The organism is uncultured Dubosiella sp. (assembly GCF_964018005.1).
Classification (GTDB): domain Bacteria; phylum Bacillota_I; class Bacilli_A; order Erysipelotrichales; family Erysipelotrichaceae; genus Dubosiella; species Dubosiella muris.
Window position 1 is genome coordinate 25,982 of sequence record NZ_CAXHOA010000001.1, and the last position, 25,489, is coordinate 51,470.

General features: G+C 50.6%; 24 protein-coding genes and 1 riboswitch. Of the genes, 21 read left to right on the top strand and 3 right to left on the bottom strand.

Going from position 1 to position 25,489, the window contains the following annotated elements; genetic code table 11:
• Window positions 1-55: 55 nt before the first annotated feature.
• Together ABNS49_RS00130 and ABNS49_RS00135 are read left to right on the top strand one after the other, a co-directional pair.
• Complete coding sequence (locus ABNS49_RS00130; protein WP_288342672.1) at window positions 56-742, top strand: response regulator transcription factor; 687 nt, start codon at window positions 56-58, stop codon at window positions 740-742.
• Window positions 732-2,546, top strand: coding sequence for a HAMP domain-containing sensor histidine kinase (locus ABNS49_RS00135; RefSeq protein ID WP_288342673.1), 1,815 nt, complete (start codon window positions 732-734; stop codon window positions 2,544-2,546). Before ABNS49_RS00130 ends, ABNS49_RS00135 begins: the two co-directional genes overlap by 11 nt.
• A 3-nt stretch (window positions 2,547-2,549) precedes the next feature.
• On the opposite strand, the gene ABNS49_RS00140 is transcribed toward ABNS49_RS00135, so the two are convergent.
• Window positions 2,550-3,530 carry a C45 family peptidase gene (locus tag ABNS49_RS00140; protein ID WP_135980028.1) on the bottom strand — a complete coding sequence of 327 codons (981 nt, stop codon included), beginning with the start codon at window positions 3,528-3,530 and terminating at the stop codon, window positions 2,550-2,552.
• Window positions 3,531-3,751: 221 nt separating this feature from the next.
• Here ABNS49_RS00140 and ABNS49_RS00145 point away from each other — a divergent pair, with 221 nt between their 5' ends.
• The 18 genes from ABNS49_RS00145 (at window position 3,752) to ABNS49_RS00230 (ending at window position 21,819) form a co-directional block, all read left to right on the top strand.
• Window positions 3,752-4,930: a PP2C family serine/threonine-protein phosphatase gene (locus ABNS49_RS00145; protein ID WP_168353562.1), complete on the top strand. Its 1,179-nt coding sequence runs from the start codon at window positions 3,752-3,754 to the stop codon at window positions 4,928-4,930.
• 5 nt (window positions 4,931-4,935) lie between these two features.
• Complete coding sequence (locus ABNS49_RS00150) at window positions 4,936-5,592, top strand: UDP-N-acetylglucosamine pyrophosphorylase (protein WP_288343523.1); 657 nt, start codon at window positions 4,936-4,938, stop codon at window positions 5,590-5,592.
• A 127-nt stretch (window positions 5,593-5,719) separates the two neighbouring features.
• Window positions 5,720-7,579: a MucBP domain-containing protein gene (locus ABNS49_RS00155; RefSeq protein WP_168353563.1), complete on the top strand. Its 1,860-nt coding sequence runs from the start codon at window positions 5,720-5,722 to the stop codon at window positions 7,577-7,579.
• 65 nt (window positions 7,580-7,644) lie between these two features.
• Window positions 7,645-8,457, top strand: a complete 813-nt coding sequence (locus tag ABNS49_RS00160) for a DUF4234 domain-containing protein (protein ID WP_135980032.1) — start codon at window positions 7,645-7,647, stop codon at window positions 8,455-8,457.
• Window positions 8,458-8,461: 4 nt separating this feature from the next.
• Window positions 8,462-8,833 (top strand): DUF2752 domain-containing protein, encoded by a 372-nt coding sequence (locus tag ABNS49_RS00165; RefSeq protein ID WP_168353564.1) that lies wholly within the window; start codon window positions 8,462-8,464, stop codon window positions 8,831-8,833.
• Between the two features lie 73 nt (window positions 8,834-8,906).
• A riboswitch (Lysine riboswitch) is annotated at window positions 8,907-9,070 on the top strand.
• Window positions 9,071-9,142: 72 nt separating this feature from the next.
• Window positions 9,143-9,967, top strand: coding sequence for a transporter substrate-binding domain-containing protein (locus ABNS49_RS00170; protein ID WP_135980034.1), 825 nt, complete (start codon window positions 9,143-9,145; stop codon window positions 9,965-9,967).
• A gap of 2 nt (window positions 9,968-9,969) precedes the next feature.
• Complete coding sequence (locus tag ABNS49_RS00175) at window positions 9,970-10,698, top strand: amino acid ABC transporter permease (protein ID WP_135980035.1); 729 nt, start codon at window positions 9,970-9,972, stop codon at window positions 10,696-10,698.
• Window positions 10,699-10,710: 12 nt separating this feature from the next.
• Complete coding sequence (locus ABNS49_RS00180) at window positions 10,711-11,460, top strand: amino acid ABC transporter ATP-binding protein (protein WP_135980036.1); 750 nt, start codon at window positions 10,711-10,713, stop codon at window positions 11,458-11,460.
• 149 nt (window positions 11,461-11,609) lie between these two features.
• Window positions 11,610-13,268, top strand: a complete 1,659-nt coding sequence (locus ABNS49_RS00185; protein WP_135980037.1) for a diphosphate--fructose-6-phosphate 1-phosphotransferase — start codon at window positions 11,610-11,612, stop codon at window positions 13,266-13,268.
• A 208-nt stretch (window positions 13,269-13,476) separates the two neighbouring features.
• Window positions 13,477-13,662, top strand: coding sequence for a hypothetical protein (locus ABNS49_RS00190; protein ID WP_135980038.1), 186 nt, complete (start codon window positions 13,477-13,479; stop codon window positions 13,660-13,662).
• Between the two features lie 92 nt (window positions 13,663-13,754).
• Complete coding sequence (locus tag ABNS49_RS00195) at window positions 13,755-13,976, top strand: hypothetical protein (protein WP_135980039.1); 222 nt, start codon at window positions 13,755-13,757, stop codon at window positions 13,974-13,976.
• A gap of 105 nt (window positions 13,977-14,081) precedes the next feature.
• The gene (locus ABNS49_RS00200; protein WP_135980040.1) at window positions 14,082-14,285 is read left to right on the top strand and encodes a hypothetical protein; all 204 of its coding nucleotides are present in this window, start codon (window positions 14,082-14,084) and stop codon (window positions 14,283-14,285) included.
• A gap of 151 nt (window positions 14,286-14,436) precedes the next feature.
• Window positions 14,437-16,017, top strand: coding sequence for a 2,3-bisphosphoglycerate-independent phosphoglycerate mutase (gpmI, locus tag ABNS49_RS00205; protein ID WP_135980041.1), 1,581 nt, complete (start codon window positions 14,437-14,439; stop codon window positions 16,015-16,017).
• Between the two features lie 96 nt (window positions 16,018-16,113).
• Complete coding sequence (locus ABNS49_RS00210; protein ID WP_135980042.1) at window positions 16,114-16,656, top strand: hypothetical protein; 543 nt, start codon at window positions 16,114-16,116, stop codon at window positions 16,654-16,656.
• A gap of 21 nt (window positions 16,657-16,677) precedes the next feature.
• Entirely contained in the window at window positions 16,678-17,952 is a 1,275-nt protein-coding gene (locus ABNS49_RS00215; protein WP_135980043.1) for a peptidoglycan bridge formation glycyltransferase FemA/FemB family protein, read from the top strand.
• Window positions 17,953-18,073: 121 nt separating this feature from the next.
• Complete coding sequence (locus ABNS49_RS00220) at window positions 18,074-19,702, top strand: Na/Pi cotransporter family protein (protein WP_135980044.1); 1,629 nt, start codon at window positions 18,074-18,076, stop codon at window positions 19,700-19,702.
• A 55-nt stretch (window positions 19,703-19,757) separates the two neighbouring features.
• A complete protein-coding gene (locus ABNS49_RS00225; RefSeq protein ID WP_135980045.1) occupies window positions 19,758-21,107 on the top strand; it encodes an ATP-binding protein in 1,350 nt (449 codons plus the stop codon).
• A 4-nt stretch (window positions 21,108-21,111) separates the two neighbouring features.
• Window positions 21,112-21,819: an HAD family hydrolase gene (locus tag ABNS49_RS00230; RefSeq protein WP_135980046.1), complete on the top strand. Its 708-nt coding sequence runs from the start codon at window positions 21,112-21,114 to the stop codon at window positions 21,817-21,819.
• Window positions 21,820-21,977: 158 nt separating this feature from the next.
• Here ABNS49_RS00230 and ABNS49_RS00235 read toward each other — a convergent pair whose 3' ends face one another.
• On the bottom strand, window positions 21,978-23,750 hold the full coding sequence (locus ABNS49_RS00235; RefSeq protein ID WP_305085569.1) for an ISL3 family transposase: 1,773 nt from the start codon (window positions 23,748-23,750) through the stop codon (window positions 21,978-21,980).
• Between the two features lie 162 nt (window positions 23,751-23,912).
• Window positions 23,913-24,911 (bottom strand): hypothetical protein, encoded by a 999-nt coding sequence (locus ABNS49_RS00240; protein WP_135979954.1) that lies wholly within the window; start codon window positions 24,909-24,911, stop codon window positions 23,913-23,915.
• 169 nt (window positions 24,912-25,080) lie between these two features.
• On the opposite strand from ABNS49_RS00240, the gene ABNS49_RS00245 reads away from it, so the two are divergent.
• Window positions 25,081-25,458: a thioesterase family protein gene (locus tag ABNS49_RS00245; RefSeq protein WP_135979953.1), complete on the top strand. Its 378-nt coding sequence runs from the start codon at window positions 25,081-25,083 to the stop codon at window positions 25,456-25,458.
• The last annotated feature ends 31 nt before the right edge of the window (window positions 25,459-25,489 follow it).

The window sequence follows — 25,489 nt, forward strand, 5'->3', positions numbered from 1 at the left end:
AGAAAACGAGGCGTGGTTTTTTGATAAGGTATAGGAAGAGAAAGGGGGGCGGGATATGGCGTATACGATCATGGTTGTGGACGACGAGCCGGAAATCGTCCACGTGATCCAGGTTTTGATGGAAGGAGAAGGCTATTCGATTGTTCCGTGCCATTCGGCGCAGGAGGCGCTCGGGCACCTTGGCGAAGCGGTCGATTTATTCATTCTTGATGTGAGAATGCCGAAAATGGACGGCTACCAGCTTTGCCGGAAAATCCGCGAGCAATCGCAAGCGCCCGTGTTGTTTTTGACGGCCAGAGGACAGGAAAACGACAAGGTGATGGGGTTTTCGAGCGGAGGGGACGACTATTTAGTCAAGCCGTTTTCCTATGCCGAGCTGCGCATGCGCGTCATGGCGCTGCTGCGACGCGCCCACGAGTACGCAAGCGTTCCAAAAAACGAACTGATCCACTATCACGATTTGGTCATCGACGAAAAGCGGCGTTCGGTCCACAAAGGAGCGGAGAGAATCGAGCTGACGGATCTGGAGTACGAGATTCTCGTGTTTCTCGTCCGCCACAAAAACCAGGTGCTGGCCCTTTCGCAAATTTACGAAGGGGTGTGGCACGAGGAGGCGTACTATGGCGTGCAAAACACGGTGATGGTGCATATGCGCAATTTGCGCCGGAAAATCGAGGACGATCCAAAAAATCCGCAACTCGTTAAGACGTTGTGGGGAAGAGGCTACTATTGTGAAGAGTAAAGCGTTGCGACTGTATGTGGCGGGACTCGTGTTCTGGCTTTGCGCCATCGGGCTGTTTTGGCTGTATCCGTTCGCGCTCGAATTGGCCGTGGATCAGGGCTGGATCGGCGTCGCGTGTTCAAAAAGCCAAATCGAGTCGATTCAAACGATCGTGACGGAAGGGCTCGCCAACAAGGATCCGGTGGAAAAGATCGGTCTTGCGATCAACGCAAAATGGGGCGATTCTTTTTTCAGTCAGCTTGTCGTGGACGACGGGCCGGGGTACGAGACGGGTTCGATCATGACGTTTCATGGGATGCCGGACTCAGGCTACAAGAATGCCTACGCGACGCGAATCGAGGGGGATGGGTTTCTTGTCGAGCTGTATCCCGTGTTGTATTCGTTTTTTCGCGGCTATGAAACGTTTTGTCTTGTGGCGGCGGCTGGAGCGGGGATCCTGGTGTGGCGGTGGAGCGCGAAAATCCCGGTGGAACCGTTCAAAAGAACACTGTTTTTCGCTTCATGGAAGGCGATGCCAAGGCAGCTGCTCGGTGTGTTTGGCGGCGCGATCGTCTCGTTCGCGCTCGTTTTCGGGCTTTTGTTTTCACAGCGCACGGTTTTGGCCCGGGCGGTGTCGTATGCTGTCGACTTGCGGAAAGACTTGCGAACGCGGCTCGATCAAATCGAAAAGGACATACAGTTTCTTTCAAAGGAAAAGGACATCAAAAAAGCCATCCGGCTTCATTTGCCATCCACGTCACAAGCGTTTTTATATGAGCGGGACGGCGTGTTTTTGGGAGAAGTGGTCCGGCCCGACTCGCAGGCGCTGGCCGGTGTGGACGCCCTTGAGCCACTGTACGCCTCTCACTATTTGTCCACAAAGAAAGGAGAGAATTTGCTCGTTTTGTCGGCGTATCCTTTTTACTGGCTCGTCCCGGTGTATACGGCTTTCGCGTTTGGCTATGCGGGACTGCTCGTCTTGTTTTGGCTAAAAGAGTACATGGACGCGCAAATTGGGCGGATTGGCGCGTTGCAATTCCGCGTTCAGGCGTTTGCGCTGGGGGACTGGAAATACGCAATCGAGAAAAAAGACGGCGACGAGCTGAATCAGCTTGGAAACGACTTGGAGTCGATGCGTCAGTCGTATTTGGAAAAAACAAAAGTGGAACAAGACGCGCGGGCCGCCAATCAGGCGCTCATTACGGGCTTGTCTCACGATTTGCGCACGCCGCTCACCGTTTTGAAAGGCTATTTGGAAATTTTGGAGCTGGATCGTTTTCAAGACGAGTCGGCGCGAGCGCGCTACATCGCGCTGGCCAACCAAAAAGTCGACCACATCCGCGTGTTGTCGGATCGCATGTTTGAAACCGCGCTCGTTCAAGACAAGAGCGTATCGGTGCGACGAAAGCCGGTTTTGGCGTCCGACATCGTCCAGGCGCTTAAGGAAAGAATAGAAAGACTGCAAAGCAAGGGCTTTATTATCACAAGCGAAATGAAAACGAGCGTTGGATCGTGGACGTTGGACTGGACGTTGTTCGAACGCATCGCGGACAATGTGTTTTCCAATTTGGAAAAATACGCGGATCCGCGCCATCCCATCCAAATCCATTTCACGATCGAAAAAGAATTACGCTGGGTCACCGTGAATCGAAAACGAAAAAGCGGGCAGGCTGAACACCACGGAATCGGACTGGCAAGCGTTCGCCAAATGATTGAAACGCAAGGGGGCGCCTTAACCATCGAAGAATCCAAGACGACTTTCAAGGAAACGATCGTTTTAAGCCGGCCAAGGCGAAAAAACGACCCGGCAGAGCGGGTCGATTAAAATTTAGCGGGGAAGGGACTTGTCCGTGAAAAACGGCTGTCGGGCCGGACTACCTTCGCAGCGCCGCGTCGTTCGGGTGGCGCAATCGTACACGACGGACCACACCGTGTCGGTGTCCTTGTCCACGTCGCGCGGGTTCATAAAACCATGGCGGCCGGCGAGAATTTCCTCGACGGGTTTTCCGGCTTCCATGGCTTTTGTCGCGGTTTGACGGCGCAAGCCGGCTTGCCAGTCATCCACTGGAAACGGGGCGTTGAATTTTTGCATGTCCGGATGGCAAAACGCGTTGGTCGCGACGAGAAAACCGGTCGATTCAACCCGTTGGACGCGCTGGCGGTTCGCTTCAACGAGCACGATTCGACCTGTCTGGTCAGCCATCATGATCGTTTGCTGGCTGGCAATCGGAACCGTAGTTAAAAAACGAAGGGCTTCCTCTATAGTGGCGCATCGCTCTAAAAGGCAGCGGACGAGAACGCCCGCGTTCAAGCCGGGAGCGACGATGGTCGGGTACACCATGGTCAGGCCGACCGCCAGACCGGCCTCGTTCATGCCGTCTTCCATTTCGACAAAAGCCGTCGTGTTGCCTTGAAAAGCAAGCGAGTGGGGATAGCGGATCGCGCAGTGGGCATACCATGGCGACAGCGAGGAAAAAAAGTCGCTGTTGCGCCCGAGCCAGGCCCGGTTTTGCTTTCGCCAGGCGATACACGTGCATCGTGGCTGGAAGGTGAAGCAATACATCGTGCTCACAAACGTGAATAAATCGAAAAAGTCGATTTGGTTGCCTTGGGCGATGCCTTTCATTTCTTTGAGCAACGCGGGCGCGTACCGTTCGTAATGGGGCAGGCAAAGCCTGGCAAACGCTTTTCTTTCCTCTGTCAAAAGCGCGGCGTAAGGCCGGGCGAGACAGACGCCTTGCCGGCGCAGCGATCGGCCCCACCGGCAGCCGGCCTGAAACGGGTCGTCGTAAAAGTTTATGTGATTCATTTGTGTTCTCCTTGTCAGGAAGCGCTTCCGAATTCAGTGTATCGGATTAAAAATTTCGGCGCAACATTATAAATAAGCGGAGTCTAACAAAAAAATAAACGCGGTTTTTCACGCGGAAAGTGCGGTTTGTGGTGCAAAAACGAAAAACTGTAGGTATAATGGATGAAATGAAATGTTTTTTCTGAAAATGATGAAAATAAATGTTAGAAAGGATGAACATAGTGAGTAAGCACACTCTTTTTTCAAACAGCGCCACCGGAAGCAAGCATGTCCAAGACGGATTGTCCAACGAGGACTCGGTCTTGACGCTGGAGCACGACGACTATCAAATCGTGGCGGTCGCGGACGGTCATGGAGCCCGGGAATGTTTCCGCAGCGAGATCGGCTCGCGGCTGGCGGTGGACGTGGCTGTGAAAAATCTGGAATTGTTCGCCCAGACGATTAAGCGATATGATCTTTATTCGTATTTGGAACAAGAAAAGGAACGCGACGAGCTCGTTCGTTCTTTGATTCAGGATATCGTCGACCACTGGAACCAGTATGTCTACGCGGACATCAAGGCGTATCCGATCCAGGACGACGAATACGAGCGCGCGCAGACGCTTTCCTCGATTTACCAAAAAGGCATGTATTTGACAAACATTTACGGCTCGACGCTGCTGGCCGCCTTGATGACGCCCGAGTATATTTTGATCGTCCAGCAGGGGGACGGAACTTGCGCCGTCTTCAACGAGGACGGCTCGCTGGATGACCCGATGCCGGAAGACGATTTGTGCATTCGCAATTTAACGACGTCGCTTTGCGACAAGGACGCGGCCAAACGGATGCGCTACGTGTTTATCGACCGGCGCGAAAACGATCCGATGGCGTTGTTTCTGGCAAGCGACGGCGTGGAACGCTCGTTTTACGACACGATCCACTTGTCGGCGTTTTACGCCGAATTGTGCCTGGAGCTTTGCGAACTGGAAGGCGCCGATCTGGAAACGTATTTGAGCCACTTGCTGCCGCAAATTTCCGAACGCGGCTCCCGTGACGACGTGACGATGGCCGGCTTGATGGATGCCGGACGCATCATGGCTGCCCGCGAGGCGTTGACGCGCACGGTCAATGTGGCCCGCAAAATGGATTTGATGAAGAGCGCCGAGACGATTCTCAAGCAGGAGACGAACACGAAAAAGCACTACGTGCGCGAGTCGGAGAAAATCGAGCACGAAATTCACGACGTCGACGGCAAGATCCTCGAACTGGAGGAAAAGAAAAGCCATTTGCTGCAGGATCTGGAAAAGATGAAAACGATGCATACTTCGCAAATCCTGGTCTGCAAGGAAGCGGAAACGGAGTTTGACGAAGCCAACGGAATGTTTGTCCGTTCGCTGATGGCGTTGGAGGAAGGAGATTAAGCACTATGTACACGATTCAGGATTTATATGATTTGAACCATACGCTGGCCAAAGCGTATTTAGAGCAGTTTACTTACCCGTGGGAAGCGCTGAAAGGAATCAAGGAGCTGATTTTGACTTTGGGTCCTTCGCTGAGCGATTACGAGGAAATCGCGCCGCACGTGTGGGTGCATCCAAGCGCCGTCATCGCGCCGACCGCCTATTTAGGCGCGCCTTGCATCATCGGACCCGACACGGAAGTGCGGCACGGGGCGTTTGTGCGCGGCAGCGCGCTGGTGGGTGCGCATTGCGTCGTGGGCAACTCGGTCGAGCTGAAAAACGTGATCTTGTTCGACCACGTGCAGACGCCGCATTACAATTATGTCGGCGACAGCATTCTTGGCTACTTCTCCCATATGGGCGCCGGGTCGATCACGTCCAACGTCAAATCCGACAAGACGCTTGTCGTTGTGAAAAACGGATGCGAAACGATCGAGACCGGCTTGAAAAAGTTTGGCGCGATGCTGGGCGACCATGTGGAGGTGGGATGCAACAGCGTCCTCAATCCGGGAACCGTCATTGGACGGGACACGAACATTTATCCTCTTTCCCGGGTTCGCGGACAAATCCCGGCCCATTCGATCTTTAAAACGCAAGAGGATGTCGTCGTGAAGAAAAAATAAACCAAAGATTCGAAACAGCACGCAATCTGTGCTGTTTTTCTTGTTTGTCCAGTGGTTTTGCGGGCGTGGGAAAACGAAAAGCGGACGGAGATGCTATAATGAAACCAATAATAAAGGGGGCATGTTTATGCAAAAAAAACTCATACCATTTATGATCGCGGCCGCGATGCTGTCCGAAGGTCCGGTCCCGCTTCTGGCCAGGGAGGAAAAGCCGGCGCCGGCCAAGGAAGCCGAAACAAATAATCAGGACGACAAGGAAAAAGAACCGGTTGAAGAAAGCGGGCAGACGCCCGAAATGCAAATCGAGACGATTTCCAAAAACACGGCGAACAAGACGTTCAAGCTCGAGGAAGGCAAGGCGCTGCGCTTTGAAAGCACAGACGACTCCATTGTCACGATTTCCGACTGTACGTTTGAATTGTCCGGAAAAACACTATCCGACGGCGATGACAAGACAAGAAACCTGAAAGAGTATTTTAAGCTGTTTGTCGGGGACAATGTCGTTTTCGACCACTGCGATTTCAAAACGCAAGGAAGCCAGACGATGGATTCGATAACCGACTCCAACTTGTTTTTGCAAGGGGAGAACATCGTATTTAAAAAGTGCACCTTTTCCGCCAGTCACTACGAGGGGCGCTACCTTTCCGCCTACATGGGGGAGGCGACGTTTCTGGATTGCCATTTCGACATTCAGGACCATCTCAAGCAGCCCGCTTTCAATGTGACGGAAGCCAAAGTGCAGTTTGACAACACGACCATCGACATGACCGGCATGGAAGCCGACCAGCCGTGCGTGTACGCCAACAGCCAGGACAGCGGCGCCTTGTCCTTTGTCAACAATTCCAAATTGACGATCAAGGACAACAAGGCGGACGCGATGCAGCTCAACGCGACGCCGGTCGAACTGCAAAACTCCAAGGTGCTCGTTCAAAACAATCAAAACGGCATCGCGGGCGGAACGTGGACGTTGAAAAAGAAATCCAATGTGTCCAGCCTTGAAAACGCGGGAATCGGCCTTTCGATTTTTTCGCCGATGACCATCGACGACTCGACGATGCTGCTCAACGGCAACACGGGTCAAATCGACGGTTTTATCGACGTGGACTTTTTCATGAACAACACGACGCTTGTGTTAAAGAACGTCAAAGACGTCACGCTTGGCTCCTATGTCAGCCAGGGAAGCACGATTGAAAAAGAGGACGATTCTGTCTTTGAGGGAACAAAGCTTGTCAAAGACGAGGCGGAAACGCTGACGGACATGAGCGAGCCGAAAAAAGAAGAAACCAGCGACGAAACTGCCGGGGCTGACGAAAAGCAACCGGCCGTGGATGAAAAAGACGACGCGGGGGATGTCCAGCAAAAGCCGGCGGAAGTCAAAAAGTTCGACGTCACGGTGCGCTATATCGACTCGCAAACTGACGAGGATTTGCACGAATACGTCGTTTATGGCCAGCCTGAAGGCGAGAACTACAATTTTCAGGATTTGATTGAAGCCAACGTGCCAAAAGATTTTAAAATCGTCGCCGTGCAAGGCGAAGTTAGCGGGACATTGGCCAAACCGATCGAAATCGTCGTTTCGGTGCAGCCAATCAGCCGGTATTATGTCCGGGTCAACTATTTAAACATTGAAAACGATGAGTCGATCCATCCTTCCAACCAGGTCGTCGGCTTGAAGGAAGACGCGAAATGGGATGTTTCGAAGTTCGACAAAATCGAGATCAACGGCTATGAATACGTGAAAACCGACCGGGAAACCAAAGGGGACGGGTTGAAAGAGGACACGATCATTAACGTTTACTATAAAAAGATCATTCCAAACTCGCTTCAGCCAAACCAGAAGCCGTCCAAGCTGCAAGGCACGAACACGTCGGCCAAAACGAACGAAGGCTTTTATATCACGATTGGCTTCGTGGCGCTGGCGGCCGTCCTGCTGCTCGTTGTGAAGTTCTTTACCCGCAAGGACCAGGACGAGGACAAAGAGGAATAATTTGCATCATTGTCTTGGAACGGTTATAATTAACAACATAAACCGCATGATCTGGAGGGAAAATAATGATTTGTAAACAATGCAGCTATGAAAATAGCGAGGATGCGAAGTTCTGCTCGAATTGCGGAGCGGCGCTGACGGAAGAAATAATGGAAGAAAGCTCGAACGACGAAGATGTGATAAGCGGACCGGCCGAAACCGAAACGCAAGAGGAGCCGGTCGTTGTGGAAGTGGAGGAAACGACGCTGGAAGAGCCGAAGGAGGAAGAAGCGAAACCGCAGGAGGCGCAATGGTACTACGTGGCCAACAACGCGTCGACGGGGCCGTTTACGGAAATGGAAATGAAGGCCTTCATCGACCAGGGCGTGATCAAAGGCACGACGTACGTTTGGAAAAACGGCATGGAGGACTGGGTTCTTTTGAAGCATTCCGAACTGGCTCGTTATTTGAAGGCGGAAACGGAAGCGCGCGATCCAATGAGCGGCAACGCGAATCCGCAAGCCCAGCGGACATTTTACGCCTCCCCGGTTCAGGAGCGCAGCATCGCGCTGGATGTGATCTTGACGATCGTGACGTGCGGAATTTACGGACTTGTCTGGCTGTATTTGCTGGCGAAGGACGTCAACGAGCTGAGCGCCGCGCAAGGAAAGCCGCAAATGACGGATCCGATTTTGGTCGTTTTGCTGTCGATCGTGACATGCGGACTGTACGAGATTTATTTCTTTTATCAGGCGGGCAAGGCGATGTACAACTTGGATTCCAAAGTTCGTCTGGGCGACGACTCCACGTTGCTGGCGATTTTGGCGATTTTCGCGGAAATCGTTTCGATGGCCATTTTGCAAAACTCGATCAACACGTTCGTTCGGTATGGCGAATAAGTTTTTGAAAAGAACAGGTATGGCGCTGCTGGCGTTGTGCCTGCTTTTTGTATTCGGGTATCATTGTCCGATTCAAACCGTGACCGGTATTCCGTGTCCTGGATGCAATTTCACGACCGCTTTGGTGTTTTTGGCACGAGGGAACGTGAAAGCGTCGTTGTTTTACCACGCGATGGTCATTCCCACGCTGCTGGTCGCGGTCGTCTCGATCGCGCTGGCGAGACAAAAGAACGTTTTGACTTGGCTTTGGGCGGGCTGGGCGGCGGCGATGCTGTTGTACTACATCGTTCGGATGGTCGTCGTGTTTCCGCAAATTCCGATGGTGTTCGACGAAAACGCGCTTTTGATTCGGCTCTTTCATCTCCTTTGGCCATAAACGAAAGAAATCGGGGTGGAAGCCGTTGACATCCTTCGCCCGCCCCCCTATAATGACCTTATTAAAAAGATTGGATAAAGATAAAGGTAGCGGTGCAGATCAGTAGACGGCGGAGCAGGCATGCGAAGAAACCGTGGAAAGGCAACCATCGCCGAAAGAGGCGGGCGGCAATCCGGCTCTTGGGGTATCAGGGAATACTTGATGCACTCCTTCACTCGAAGAGGCGTTATCGAAAAGCGTAGAAGTACGTGCTATATGTTCGATAACATATAGCTTTTTTCTTTATCTGGACGGGAGGAGAAATAACTTATGAAAAAATCATTGGTATGCGTCGGCGCTGCGATGCTGATGGCATTGACGGGATGCGGGTCCAGCGAGGCCGCGCAGGACGACAACACATTCACCGTTGGAATGGAATGCGGCTACGCGCCATTCAACTGGCAGACATCGGAACAAACAGAAACAAGCGTAGACCTTGGCGGCGGCATGGGCTATTGCGACGGATACGATATCATGATGGCCAAAGAAATCGCCGACGAGATAGGCAAGGAGCTTGTCGTGAAAAAAGTGGCTTGGGACGGCTTGCAGCCGGCAGTCGCTTCCGGAGAAATCGACGCGATCATCGCGGGTATGACAGCCAACGAGGAGCGCGAGGAAGGTCTGGACTTCACGACGCCATATTACGAGAGCGAAGGCATGGTCATGATCGTGCGCAAAGGCGGCGAGGAAGAAGGCTTCACGTCGATTCAGGACTTTTCCGGTAAAAAAGTCATTGGCCAAAAAAACACGAACTACGACGACGTGATCGACCAGATCGAAGGCGTGGAGCACGTGACGCCTAGAGCGACGTATCCGGAGCTTGTCGTGGCGCTTCAGCACAACGACGCGGACGCGATCACGGCCGAAATGCCGGTAGCGGAAGGCATCGTGGCGTCCAACCCGGATTTGGCGATCGTGAAATTCGAGGACGGCAAAGGATTCGACGTCGACACGACGGTTTCGATTGGAATGAAAAACGATTCCCGGGACAGCGAATTGTTCAAGTCCGTGCAAAGCGCGCTGGACAAGATCTCGCAAGACCAGCGCAACACGTACATGGCGACCGCCGTTGAAACGGCGCCGGCGGGTGAATAGGAATGTCGCTTGATTTTGCGTATTGCTGGCGAATGCTCCAGGCCAACTGGCCGATGTTCTGGTACGGAATCAAGGTCACGATTTCGTTTGCCATCGTCGGCACGCTGGGCGGCTTGGTGATTGGATTGATCGTCGGCGCCATCCGGGGTCTTCCGGACGATCCGCTCGACAATCCGGTCAAAAAGGGAATTATCAAATTTTTCCAGGCGATCGCCAGTTTTTACATCTGGGTGTTCCGCGGAACGCCGATGATGGTGCAGGCTTTGTTTATTTACTATTTGCTCCGGCCGGTTTTCCATTGGGAGCCGATTACCGCGGGCATGATCATCATTTCGATTAACACGGGCGCGTACATGGCGGAAATCGTCCGTTCGGGAATCCAGTCGATCGACCGCGGCCAGGTCGAGGCGGCCAAGTCGCTTGGCATGAGCAACTTCCAGACGATGATGCACATCGTTTTGCCGCAGGCGATCAAAAACACGTTCCCGTCGATTGGCAACCAGCTAATTGTCAACATCAAGGACTCCTGTATGCTCAACGCGATCGCCGTGACGGAATTGTATTTCCAGGCCACGAGCGTAGCCGGGACGCAGTACCGCTATATTGAAATTTATTTCGTGACCGCCATTTTGTATTTGATCTTGACGACGCTGGCGACGTGGCTGCTGAACGCGGCGGAGCGGCGCATCAACAAGACGAACACCGTGACGATCAAGGATCATTGCGCGTAAAGGAGGAAGCCTATGGAACATATCATTGATATCGAGCATCTTCAAAAGCATTTTGGCGACTTGCAGGTGCTCCACGATGTGGACTTCAATGTCGAAAAAGGCGAAGTCGTGACAATCATCGGTTCTTCGGGTTCGGGAAAGAGCACGCTGCTGCGCTGCATCAACTTGCTCGAGATCCCGGATGGCGGCGAAATCAAATACAAAAAACAAAACATTTTGGATTCGAGCATGGATAAAGGCGACTACCGCTCGAAGGTGCTCATGGTTTTCCAGTCGTTTAATTTATTCAACAACTTGAACGTTATCGAGAACTGCATGATCGGGCAGACGAAAGTGCTCAAACGCTCCAAAGACGAGGCGAAGAAAATCGCGATGGAGCGTCTGAAACAAGTGGGCATGGAGGCGTTCGCCAATTCGGATTCCACCCGTCTTTCGGGCGGGCAAAAGCAGCGTGTCGCCATCGCGCGCGCGCTTTGCATGGATCCGGAAGTGCTGCTTTTCGACGAGCCGACCAGCGCGCTTGACCCGGAAATGGTCGGGGACGTGCTGGAAGTCATGCAGCAGCTGGCCAAGCAAGGGCTGACGATGGTCATCGTCACGCACGAGATGCAGTTTGCCAAAGAGGTAAGCGACCGGGTCATTTTCATGGACCGGGGCGTCATCGCCGAGCAGGGCACGCCGGAGCAGATCTTTAACGATCCGCAGCAGGAACGGACGAAACAGTTTCTTTCCCGGTTCGCCAGCCACGAAAACGAAGCGTAAGGAAAACGCCGGACACGTTCTGGCGTTTTTTTTGTGAATGGCTGTTTTTCGAAAAAAATAAGCTCTTTCAAATCGGGAAATGCCCACACATTCCATTTACTTTTCGGAACGCCTATTCTATAATTTAAACTGAAAAAAGGAGAGGTAATATGAAAATTTCACCGTTACAAAAGGCCAGATACGAATATTCGCCAAAGCTGCCAGGCATGCTGCGAAACGGAATTTCGGAAATCTGCGTCAAAGAAGGAGAGGAAACGCAAAGCGTTGCGGATCAGGAAGCCATTAAAGCGCTGTTCCCGAATACCTATGGGAAAAAAGAAATCACATTTGAGAGAGGAGAGAACACGTCAGCACCAAAAAAACAAGTGGTGGGTGTCATTCTTTCCGGTGGGCAGGCCCCGGGCGGCCATAACGTCATCTGCGGTTTGTACGACGCGTTGAAAGCGACGAACCCGGACAACGAGCTGTTTGGCTTTAAAAACGGGCCAAGCGGGTTGATCGACGACGACTACCTCGTATTCGACGACAAATACATCGACGAGTACCGCAACACGGGCGGTTTTGATATTATCGGTTCGGGAAGAACGAAACTGGAAACGCAGGAACAGTTCGCGATCGCGGCCGACGTCTGCAAAAAACACGGAATTACCGCAATCGTGATTATTGGCGGTGACGACTCCAATACGAATGCTGCCGTATTGGCCGAGTATTTTGCTGCCAACAACACGGGTGTTCAAGTCATCGGCTGCCCGAAAACGATTGACGGCGACTTGAAAAACGAGGATATCGAGATCTCGTTCGGTTTCGATACCGCGACGAAAACATACAGCGAAGTCATTGGCAACATCGAGCGTGACGCCAACTCCGCGAAGAAATACTGGCACTTCATCAAGGTCATGGGACGTTCCGCTTCCCACGTCGCTTTGGAGTGCGCGCTGGAAACCCAGCCAAACATCTGCCTCATTTCCGAAGAGGTGGCGGCAAAGAAAATGTCGCTGTCCCAAATTGCCGACTACATCGCCGACTCTGTTGAAAAACGCGCCGCTAAAGGCATGAACTTTGGTGTGGCTATCATTCCGGAAGGCGTTGTGGAATTCGTTCCTGAGTTCTCCGCGCTGATCGCCGAGATCAACGAACTGCTGGCCGGCGCGAAAGCGGACGCGTTCAACGCGCTGCCGACATGGGCTGAAAAATACGAGTTCATCAAAAACGGTTTGACGAAAGAGTCGTTCGAAGTGTTCGACATTTTGCCGCAGGGAATCCAGCAGCAGCTGTTCCTCGAGCGCGACCCACACGGAAACGTGCAGGTTTCGCTTATCGAATCGGAAAAACTGTTCTCCGCGCTTGTAGCGGACAAACTGGCGCAAAGAAAAGCGGCTGGCACGTACACGGGCAAATTCAACCCGCTGCACCACTTCTTCGGGTACGAAGGACGTTGCGCGTTCCCGTCGAACTTTGACGCGGACTACTGCTACTCGTTAGGCTACAACGCGTTCATGCTCATCCAGTATGGATACACGGGATATTTGTCGAAAATTTCCAACCTTTCCAATCCAGCCAGCGAATGGGTAGCCGGCGGTATGCCGATCACGAAGATGATGAACATCGAGCGTCGTCATGGCGAGGACAAGCCGGTTATTAAAAAGGCGCTTGTCGAGCTTGATGGCAAACCATTCAAATTCTTCGAAGCCAACCGCGACCAGTGGGCGGAAGAAACATGCTACGTATATCCGGGTGCGATCCAGTACTACGGACCGGCGGAAGTATGCGATCTGACGACTCGCACGCTCGCGCTTGAGCAGGAATAATCAATACAATCAAAGACAGGATCATGATGGTTCTGTCTTTTTTTGATCTCCAATCAAAGTGTGTGCAATGGTACACTATAAATATCTGGAAACGAAATAGAAAGGAAAGCTGAAATGCGCTTTATTTTAAAAACGATTGGGTATGGAGGAGGCGCGGTCGGCCTTGTGAAACTGGGTATGGCAATCGAGAAGGATAGGAGGAAACACGATGTCAAATAGTCAGACGAGAGCTACAAAACGCTATCAGGAAAAGAACGGATTGATTTCGAAAAGCTATAAGCTGAAAAGAGAATTAACCGTTCAATTCAAAGAGGCGTGTGAACGTGCTGGTGTCAGTCAGGCGGAACAAATTGCTAAAATGATGAAGACTTTCATTGACGAGCATCCTGAATGATCGGGATTCTTTTATAAGGCTTCTTTCAATTTGCAGGAAATAATGAAACTGACGAATCATTTCGTGCCAGTGTGGTCAAAGGAGGATGACGGATGAATTTGAAACAATATTGTAAGCCCGGAAAAATCCGGATTCGTACGAAAAGCGGGCGGGTAATCATTGGTACGCTATGGCAGTATTGCTATCCGGAAGATAATGAGGACATCGGCAAGGAAAGCTTGCTGATTGATGCACCGGATGGAAATTGCTATGACCTTTGCGAAGATGATATTGACGAAATTGAAAATCTAGATGAAGACAAAGTGACCGCTTGACAGGAGTTCTTCATTTAAAAGTGGTTGAACATAAACTGAAGCTATGGGTTTCATAAGCGTGGAGGATGCCGCTTTTGAGCAATCCCAAGAGAGAAGAATCAAAGCATGGATCTTAAAAAATACTTTGTCAGAAATAAACTTTGGATTCGAACAAAAAAAGGTCTTGAAATGACCGGTACTGTTTGTCAATACTGTTATCCGGAAGATAATGATGAAAGCAACAAAGAAAGTTTGATTATTGATGCGGATGACGGAAACTTATACAACCTGTTCGATGACGACATCGAAGAAATCAAAATTTTAGAATAAGACAAAGCGACCGCTTGACGGCGGTCCTTTATAATTGGTTAATGAAAAACATTCTATCCTCCTATCGTATTGTTCATTTTTTCACATGGTTAATTGAATCGAACTCCTTTAAGTGGTAAACTTTTTATGAATTAAATTAGGAGGAATAAACATGGAAAAAAGACCTGTGGTCCTTGTTGTCATGGACGGTGTCGGCATTAGCGACAAAGAGCTTGGAAACGCCGTAAAGATGGCATACAAACCTCATTTGGACAAACTGTGGAACGAATGCCCGCATACGGAATTGAGAGCGCACGGACTCGCCGTAGGGCTTCCGACAGATGGCGATATGGGAAACTCCGAAGTAGGTCACAACGCGATCGGCTGCGGACAAATTTACTCGCAGGGCGCCAAACTCGTCAACGAGAACATCGACTCGAAAGAGCTGTTCAACTCGGCGACATGGAAAGAGCTCGTTGAAGGCGCGAAAGATCATACGATGCATTTCATCGGCTTGTTGTCGGATGGAAACGTGCACTCCCACATCAAACATTTGGAAGCGCTCATTAAACAAGCGAAAGAAGAAGGCGTGAAAAAAGTCCGCGTACACGTGCTGCTCGATGGACGCGACGTGCCGGAAACATCCGCTTTACAGTATGTGGATGAAATCGAAAACTTCATGAACGATTTGAACGACGACTCGTTCGACGCGCGCATCGCCAGCGGCGGCGGCCGTATGCAAATCACGATGGACCGCTACGAAGCCAACTGGCCGATGGTCGAGGAAGGATGGAACATCCACGTGCACGGTAAAGGACGTCAGTTCGCTTCGGCGACTGAAGCTATCGAGACATACCGCAACGAAAGCGGCGTTGTCGACCAGGATCTGCCAGGATTCGTCATCGCCAAAGACGGAAAACCGGTTGGAACGATCGAAGACGGCGACAGCGTCATTCTGTTCAACTTCCGCGGAGACCGGGCGCAGGAAATCTGCAAGGCGTTCGACGAAGGGGAAGAATTCGACAAGTTCGACCGCGGCAACAAACCGGATGTGAAATTCGCCGGCATGCTCCAATACGACGCCGACCTCAACATTCCAAAGAAATATTTGACCGAGCCGCCAAAGATCCGCTACACGCTGACCGAGCAGCTCGTCAAGGAAGGCATCAACGAATACGCCATTTCCGAAACGCAGAAATTCGGTCACGTGACGTACTTCTGGAACGGAAACCGTTCGGAGAAATTCGATGACAATTTGGAAACGTACGTGGAAATCCAGTCGGATGTCATTCCATTCGAACAGCGTCCTTGGATGAAATCGGCGGAAATTACCGACCAACTCATTCAGGCCATCGAGTCGGGCGAGTACCAGTTCCTGCGCACGAACTATCCAAACGGCGACATGGTCGGCCATACAGGCAATTTGGAAGCGACGATCATCGGTGTCGAAGCCGTCGACCTTGCGCTCGGCCGCGTGATGAAAGCCGTTGACAAAGTAAACGGCATCCTGCTCATCACCGCCGACCACGGCAACGCCGACGAAATGTACGACAAGCCGAAAGCGGATGAAAAAGTGCACAAAGCCAAGACGAGCCACACGCTCAACAGAGTGCCATTCATCGTATACGGCGCCGACGTCGTATGCAAACAGGATGACAACCTGGGATTGTCCAACATCGCGGCAACCGTTTGCGAATTGCTCGACGTGAAACCAAACGAGCATTGGAACGAATCTATCATCGAAAAGAAATAAGAATCAAAGGAAAGACTTGCTTCGGCAAGTCTTTTTTGCGTTTGCTGAAAATTATGTATAATAATAAAAAAGAAGCCACTCAGGAAAGGAAAGCGAATGAGAAAAAATTATAAGTTTGTCATTGCGATTTTCGGCATCGGTCTAGGTTTGATCGTATTTGTCATTTTGTTTTACTCCTTGAAGCCCTCGGTGCAAATTCGCGTAACTGACAAGGAAATCGAATGCAAGGCGGTTAAATTCAATTTGAATACCGTGATCCCGCTCGACTCCATCCGCCAAGTCGACCTCGTAACCTCGCCCGTGTCGCTTTACGATGGCACGACGCTGAAAGGCCCGCTCACGAAAGGGCAGAGCGAGCCGCGCTCCATGATGATGAAAACGCTTGGCGCCGGTGCGGATGGCATCAGCACCGAACAATACGCGGCCGGAAAAGGTGAAATCGAAGGGGTTGGTCCGTGCCTTGTGTACATCTACTGGCAGCAAAACACGTACATTGTGCTCACCCTGGAGGATGGATCGCTGATCGCCCTCAATGAAAACGGCGACGCCAGCACGAAAGCGCTCAACGATTGGACAGAAGGCGGGAAAACAGGTGGAAATGGCTTCTTCGAGTGCATGAACATTCCCTGTGTGCTATAATCAGGCGGATGGAGGAATTTCATGCTATTTAGAGAAATCACACAACAACGATACACCGGTTTTCGGGATCAATATAAAGAAAAAAACTTCTGGCAGTCCGTCGAAATGGCCGAGCTGCGCGAAGACAACACACCAAGCTGGGACAAGACGTTTGTCGGATTGGAAAACGAGGACGGCAGTCTGGCGGCCGCGTGCGTCCTCGTCTCGCTGCCGGTGTTTGGCAAGCTGCGCCTGTACATGTCGCTGCGCGGCTTTTTGATCGACTACGACGACCTGGATCTCGTCCGCGTTTTTTTAGACGAACTCAAAACGTATTTGAACGCCCACGATTGCTTGTACATGAAAGTCGATCCGTACGTGGACTACCAGCCGCATGACTTAAACGGGGAAGTGCTCGAGGGAAAAAAGCGCGACGATCTGATCGCGGTGTTCGAACAGGCCGGCTTTCACCATGAGGGATTTCGCGTTGGCAACGACGTCAACTTCGAACCGCGCTGGATGTCGATTCTCGATTTGAAAGGGAAAACAAAAGAAGACGTGTTCAAGGCGATGCACACGAACACGCGCCAAAGCATTCGCAACGCGGAGCGCATGGGCGTCAAAGTCAAGGAGCTGGGCCGCGACGAGCTGTACATCTTGAAAGAACTCGTCGATTTGGCCGGGGAGATCCGGCATTTCGAAGCGCCGGAGCTCTCGAAATACCAGGCGTACGCCGACCATTTCCAGGACGATTTCAAAGCGTGTCTGGCGTATATCGACTTGGACTCTTATCGGGCCAATGTCGAAAAAGACCGCGCCCGGCAAGTCAAGACGCTCGAAAAAGCCGAGCGCGATTTGGAAAAGACACCCGATTCCCAAAAGAAGATCAACCGCAAAAAAGAAGCCGAGTACGCCATTCAAGGATGCGACAAAAAGCTGGCCGAAATCAAACAATACAAAGACGCGTATGGCACGGTGTTGTACTTGGCGGCCGCCTCGTTTATGGTGACACCATTCGAGGTGCTGTACTTGTTTTCGGGATCCAACAAAGACTTGAACCGCTTCGCCGGCTCGTTCATGATCCAATGGCATATGATCCAAATGGCCATCGAACACGGATGCGACCGCTATAATTTTTACGGCATCAGCGGCGATTTCGACGAGAGCGCCGAGGACTACGGCGTCTTTACATTCAAGCGCAGCTTCAACGCCATCGTGGCCGAGCTCGTCGGCGATTTTACGTATGTCGCCAAGCCGTCCCAATACAAGCTGTACAACGGTTTGCGAACCATCAAGCACAAACTGCAAAACCTTTGATCCAAAACGGATCTTTCTATGTTAATTCCATGTAAAGAGCGGGTGGAAAGCTTTACGTTTCCTTTACTTTTGAAAAAGTTGAACGTGGTAAACTAAATTCGAAAGAGAAAGGAAATTTTTCATGAATCTTGAAATTTTAAAAAGCGTCCTTGCGTTCGGGGGCGGTCTTGGAATGTTTATTTACGGTATGCAGCTGATGGCGGATGGATTGCAAAAATCCGCCGGCGCGAAAACAAGAAAACTACTGGCGATGCTGACCAACAACCGCGTCGTCGGGGTGCTGGTCGGCGCCTTGATCACGGCCATTATCCAGTCGTCCTCGGCAACGACCGTCATGGTTGTCGGGTTTGTCAATGCCCGGCTGATGGACCTAAGCCAGGCCATTGGAATTATCATGGGAGCCAACATCGGAACGACGATGACCGGCTGGCTCGTTTCCATGTCGGAATGGGGATCGTTTTTTAAACCGGATTTCTTCGCGCCGATTTTGCTCATTATCGGAACGGTCATCCTGCTGTTTGCCAAAACCGAGCGGATGAAGCAAACGTCGAGCATCCTTGTCGGATTCGGTATTTTGTTCATTGGTTTGAACGCCATGTCCGGCGCGATCAAGCCTTACAGCGACGAGCCGATCTTCTACCAGGCCTTTACCGTCATCGGCTCCAATCCGATTTTCGGTTTGCTTGTCGGCGCGGTCGTGACGGCGGTGATTCAGTCATCCTCCGCCTCGATGGGAATTTTGCAGACGCTCGCGTTCAACGGCGTCGTGAACTGGAGCGCGGCGGCCTTTATCGCCCTGGGACAAAACATTGGAACGTGCGTGACGGCGCTGCTGTCGTGTATTGGCGCCCATCGCAACGCCCAGCGGGCGGCCATGCTGCACTTGCTCTTTAACATCATTGGCTCGATCTTGATTGGTTCGGTCATTTGGATTTTCTTCGCGCTCAATCCGCTTGTGGCGCAATCCACCGTGACCGGCACCTCGCTGGCTTTGTTCCATTCCGGCTTCAACATCGCGACGACGATCTTGTTGTTTCCGTTCGCCAACTGGCTGGTGAAGCTGGCGCAAAAAATGATTCCCGAGCACGAGGAAATCAAGGAAAAAGAATTCGTGCACTTGGATAAGCGTTTGCTCCAAAACGCGGGGATCGCCTTCGATGTCGTCCGGCAGGAAATCATCCGGATGGGCGCGCTGGCCCTAAGCAACATTTCCTATTCCCGCGACGTGCTCGTTTCGCACGACCATTTCGAAAAGATGGAGGAAAACGAGCGCAAGATCAACCGGTTTCAGGAAGAGCTGACCTCGTATTTGGAAAAGGTCGACATCGCGACGCTGCCGCCAGCCGACAAGCTGGAACTGCAGCACTCGATTTTGGCCATCAACAACATCGAGCGCATTTCGGATTACTGCATGCACATTCTCAACGGCTCGAAGCAAATGCTGGAGCATAAAATGAGCGAAACGATGATCGAGGATATCAACACGATTTCCTCCCACGCCTACAAGACGATGAAATACGCGTTGAAGATGCGGGAAAATCACGATTTGGATCAGTACAAAAAAGTCGAGAAGCATGAAAACCGCGTCGACGAAATGGAAAAGACGATGCGGCAGTCGTACATGCACCGGATGAGCGAGCAGTCGTACAACGTGCAGGAAGGCATTTATTTCCTCGATACGATTTACAACTACGAGCGTATTTCGGACCACGCGACCCAGCTGGCCGAATATACGTTGCAGGAAAGTTGAACAATAGAAATCCCGAAAGGGATTTTTTTTGATAGGATAAAGAAAAGAGGTTGTTATGAGAAAGAAAATTACCGCGATCTTTATGGGGATCCTTTTGATGATCCTTTTCATTTCCTTTACCGGTTTGTACATGGTTTTCCACACGCTATACATTCAGGAAGAAGTGCAGACGCTTGAAAACATGATCGACCTTGTCAGCATCGCGCCCCGCGAAACCGACACGTTTTCCAAATTTTTGGAAGAGAGCGATATTCGTCTGAGCGTCATCGCCGAGGATGGGACCGTTTTAAGCGACACGTACGCCCACGAAACGGAAAACCACCTCCAGCGCAAGGAAGTCCAGCTCGCCCTGGAAAAGGGAAGTGGAAGCCAGACACGCTATTCCGCGACGACGCACATGAATTTTTTGTATGTGGCCAAATACATGCCAAAGGACCACTGCATCATCCGGCTGGCGATGCCGCTGGAAGGCTTGAACGAAAGCGTCAGCCACACGCTGCCGATTTTCATTTTCATCTTCGCGTTTTCTTGCGGACTCGCCTATATTTGCATTCGCCACTTTTCCAGGATCCTGCTCGAGCCCATCCACCAGATTTCCGTAAAAGTGCGAAACCGCCAAGACGAGCCGATCCAGCTGGACGACTACGACTGTCCCGAATTGCAGGAAATTACTTCCTCGATCGAGGAAATGGATCGCAAGATCAATTCGCAAATCCACGACTTGGAAAACGACAAGCAAATGAAGCAGCTCTTTTTTTCTAACGCCTCCCACGAGCTAAAAACCCCGCTGACGAGCATTCAAGGCTACGCGGAGCTTCTAAAACAAGACGAGCTGACAGAGGCGATGCGCGCGGATTGCATCGACCGCATCCTTTTGGAAAGTCGGCGCATGACCCGGCTCATTCAGGATATTTTGATGATTTCCCGTCTGGAATCAAACGAGCACAACGGGCCGGCGGAAATCGTCGAGATGCAGGATGTCGTCCAGTCCATAGTCAAAAGCCTGACACCGCTGGCGAACGAGAAGCAGCTGACGATCACGACGATGCTGAAGCCGGTTCGTGTGTACGCGTACAAGCCGTATATGGAGGAGCTCGTTTCCAATTTGGTGCACAACGCCGTGTTGTACAATGTACCGCGCGGAACGATTCACATCCACTTGAGCGCCAAAGAGGAAAACATGCATTTAACCGTGGTGGATACCGGAATCGGGATTGCCGAAGACGAGCAGGAAAAGGTGTTCCAGCGCTTTTACCGGGCGGATACGAACACGAAAAAGGGAACGGGACTTGGCTTGTCGATCGTCAAGCACATCGCCTTGTTTTATGATGGCGAGGTTCGTATTCGATCCGTTTTAGGAAAGGGAACGACTCTTTCCGTGACGATTCCAATCGTGTATAATTAAACGTATGATTAAAACAATTTTATTTGATTTGGATGGAACGCTTTTGCCAATGGACCAGGAGCAGTTCGTCGAGTTGTATTTTCAAAAGCTGGCGGCCAAAATGGCGTACGCCTTCGATTCCCGGCAGCTGATTCGCAGCATTTGGGCGGCGACGGAGGCAATGATCAAAGACCAGGGCCCGGAAAGAAACGAGCGCGTATTCTGGAAAAAGATGGAGGAAATGTATGGAGAGAGCATTTTGGAATACGTTCCCGTTTTCGAGCGCTTTTACGAGCAGGAGTTTCAGGAGATCCAAAAGGTTTGTCCGGCTAATCCTGAAAGCCAGAAAATCGTGGAGGCTTTGAAAAAGAAATACCGGCTGATGCTGGCGACCAACCCGCTGTTTCCCCAAATCGCGACGTATTCCCGGATTCGCTGGGCGGGACTGGATCCAAACGATTTTGACTTGGTGACCACGTATGAAAACGCCAGCGCGTGCAAGCCGTCTTTGGCGTATTACGAAAACATTTTGCGGGACTTCGACTTGAAGCCGGAAGAGTGCGTCATGGTCGGCAACGACGTGGACGAGGACATGGTGGCCCGAAAGCTGGGGATGCGCACGTTCTTGCTGACGGACCATTTGATCAACCGCTCCAACCAAAATATCGACTTGTTCGCCCATGGCGATTTTCAGACGCTGCTGGCGTATTTGAAAACGTTTGAAGAAGATTAAAAAAAGACTGTCGACTTCCTTTGGTTCTTACAAAAAGTTTGTAACGCTTGGATAAAGCCATTATTGGAGATGTCAGAATACTGGCATCTCCTTTTTGATTCTTCCATCTTCATGAATCCATTTCTCTATCAATTCGCTGGCTTTTATCCCGGTCCGCATTATAATAGAAATCGCATAAGTCTTATCGAATAGGCGGCTCGTCCGAACATCGTTCGTTTGACGAGTTTATACCGGTCATTGCCCCCTTCGACAAAACCAGAGCTTATCGCGGAAGATATCGCGTGTTTGATGGCGGCGATATCTTTTTTTAGTCCTTCCACGAATTTATGGATCTTTGTTTCTTTTTCTTTTTTAATAAATTCATCTATCTTATTCGGGTCATTCCCCATCAATATTTTATAGAATTCATTCCATATATTTTCGCATTCTTCGACTATCGGATATTTAATTTTTATCTTGGAATAATAAACCGCAACTTTTGTATATTTCATCTTCTCTCGGTCCTTGATCGTCACATATCTGAGAATGGCATTTGACTTGATCGTATCGATTTTTTCGGAATAGTGTTTTTCCACGTTCCATACCTTTGACACTTTTCCTCCAAAATTATTTTCTTTGATCGCTTTAATATGATTTTCTAATGATATTTGGCTTCCCTGATATCCTTGATGAAGGATATAGGCGAAGATCAACGGCGGATCCACATTGTCCTTGAGCATCTTATAAATCCTATTTAGATACGGATTGACCGGGGTGTCCCGCTTCTTATAGGGAGTGATTTCCAGAAGCTTTTCCACTTCCTCTTCGCTCATGCTCAAATATTTGTCTAAAGTCGCGTTCGAAATACGGAATCGCTCTTGCAGATCTTTCTTCTTAGGCCTCTCCTTATTGAAATAAGCCTGCCGGGTCGCTTTCACCTTTTGATATTTTTTCTTTCTTGATTCGGCTTGACGCTGATATTGTTTTTGATTTCGAGACGCGCTTTTGTCGATAAACAGGATCTTTTTCCCGTTTTCATCGACGGGCGGCGTATCGTCATAGTGAAGGCTGTCTAAAAGGGCTGGATCATACCGGATCGGCAGCCATTCTTTTTTTGGTTCATGATCAAGGATCTTATCCTCTTCTACGAAGATGGTACCTGGCACTTCATTCTGGATCATCTTGTGTAGATATTCGAGCAGGTTGTCCAGCAGATGGAATCGGTCCGCTACCTGCGCGCAGTCGGGAAGTACCTTGGAGATGGCGCTGGCATAGGCACTCGCCCGATCTCTGGCCACGACTTTTATCTTTGGATGTTTTTTGAGCCATTCTGTCAATTCGCGTCCATCCCTGCCTTGGAGCAGAGCCAAAAGATGATGGTCGTGTGCGTCATAGATAACTGTGTAGTAAGTCTGGCCCTTTTTGAGGCACACATCATCTACCCCAATCGCGTCGATGTCCGGCTCGTCTTTGATCTCGACATGGGATAAAAGATTGCGGATGGATTCCCGACTGACTTGGAGTCCAAACTGTCTGGAAAGAAGCGAAAGGGCCGTATCGCTGAAAAAGATGGACAACGCAAAAAGCGCAATGTTCAAAGAATCGCTGCGATGCTGATAGGCTTTGAAACCCGGCGTTTCCAAAGTGAACGTGTAGTGCGAACAATGTGGATTTGCACACTTGAAACGTCGCTGACGGATATGGAGAAAAACAGAAAAGCCATGGATCGGAAAAAGCTGGCAAGTACGTCGTTCCCATCCATTCGTGCGAGTTGCCTCTTCTCCACAATAAGGACATACAGGATGGACTGATTTTTTTTGACATTTGAATAAATGGAGTGAGTTGCTCTCTTTGTCGAAATAAGATTTCTGGTCTGGATCGTCCATCAAATCATGGCCAAACAAAAAATCATCGACGGAAAAAACCGGCATAACCGATTGAGATTTAGACATAAAAACGCCTCCTAAGCTACCTGATCCTATTGGACTTCACAATCCGGACCAAAGAAAGGAAGATGCACAAAAAAACGGAAGGATCATAAATTTTCCTTCCGTTCAATGGATTCCGTAATAAACTTCTTGTAAGAACCCTTCCTTTGTCAACGGTCTTTTCTTTTAGGGCAGGTGAATGGGTTCGGGCCGGTGCGGCGTCGTCAGGACCGGCTTGGCAAAATAGACGAGAATGCCCAGTCGAACCAGATCCAGCAAGCCAAACAAAACAATGGCGCGAAGCGGATAAAGATCAGAGGCCCAGTAGCCGTACAAACGGCTTCCTGTCCAAATCAAAAGCAGCGCTTCGACCGCCAGACAGCCCCAGACGATGGTTTTGGAACGCGGCTGATCGTAATACAAGTAAAAGACGGGAATCGTCCAAATAAACGCCGAGAAAATACAAAGCATGAACATTTCCCGGACCGCGAACACTTGCTGCAAATCGAAACTGGCGAAAAAGCTGGAAAACAGCGTGCACAAAATCGGAAACACAATCAACTCGCCATACACGCAAAGCCCCAGGCGGAACGCCATTTGCGGATAGGTGAGAGGCTCTTTGACTTCCTCTTCCACTTCCTCCTCGACGATTTCCTGAACCGGCGCAACGCCAGGCGTCGACGCGGTCGTGGTTTGGTCGAAAACGAGTTTTCGCTCCTTAGGCGCGGCGGCCATGAATTTTTGCTCGATTTCCTCGGACAAAATATGGTCGTAGAAAATCCGGCAATACGGATTGTGGTGGAAATACATGCCGATTCGAAACAAGATGAGTGCCTCGACAAACAGGAGGGCGAGGCAGGTGCCCAGCGTCAAAAACTGCGACAGGTTTTGAAGCAAGGCGTGAATGGGCACGTAAAACAAGGCCAGATTGGCCAGGTAGGCGAACCAGTAAACGATCCGGGTCCATTTTTGACCGGTCGCCAGCAAGCCGAAAGCGATCAAAAAGATCAGGACTTGCGCCAGCGCGAGGCCCAAATACACGTAGGCGAAGCCGGTGTTCGCGAAAAAGTCGAGTGTTAAAACGTAGTAAGTCATCACGTCGTAGGCGCAAATGAAAATAAAGTAAAAGATCAAATGCGCGAGGACGCGGTTTTTTGATTTATTCAAGATCATTGCATCGTTCATGAAAAAAATTATACCACGAATGGAGAAATCTGGAAAAGATGGACCGCGCTTTTTTCGCGTAGAAGGAAAAAATGTCCGGTTGAAACCGGATTTGTCGTGTGAACGGATGGTCTTTCTTGATTTGTGGTCGTCGATTCGATAAAATTTTTATGAAAAGAGGATAAGCAACATGATGAATATGAAAGCAGAAATCGAACGCGTCGTGGAAGAGTCGGGTCTGGCTTCCTCCATGAAATCGGGCTCTTTGGAAGTGCTGGCGACGCCGCAAATGGTGGCCTGGATGGAAGAGGCGGCCTGCCTTTGTTTGAAACTGGACGAGGACATCACAAGTGTCGGCACCAAAATCGACGTTTCCCATGTCAAGGCTTCGCCGCTGGGCGCGACGATTCGAATCGTGGCCACGATTACCAACGTGGAAAACGACAAGAAATTTTCCTTCTGGGTGCAGGCGTTCCAGGGGGACGATTTGATTGGAGAAGGCTCGCATGAGCGGGTGCTGGTCAACGCGGAAAAATTTGTCAACCGCACGTACCATTTCAACAAATAAAAGAAAACCAGTTCGCGATTGAACTGGTTTT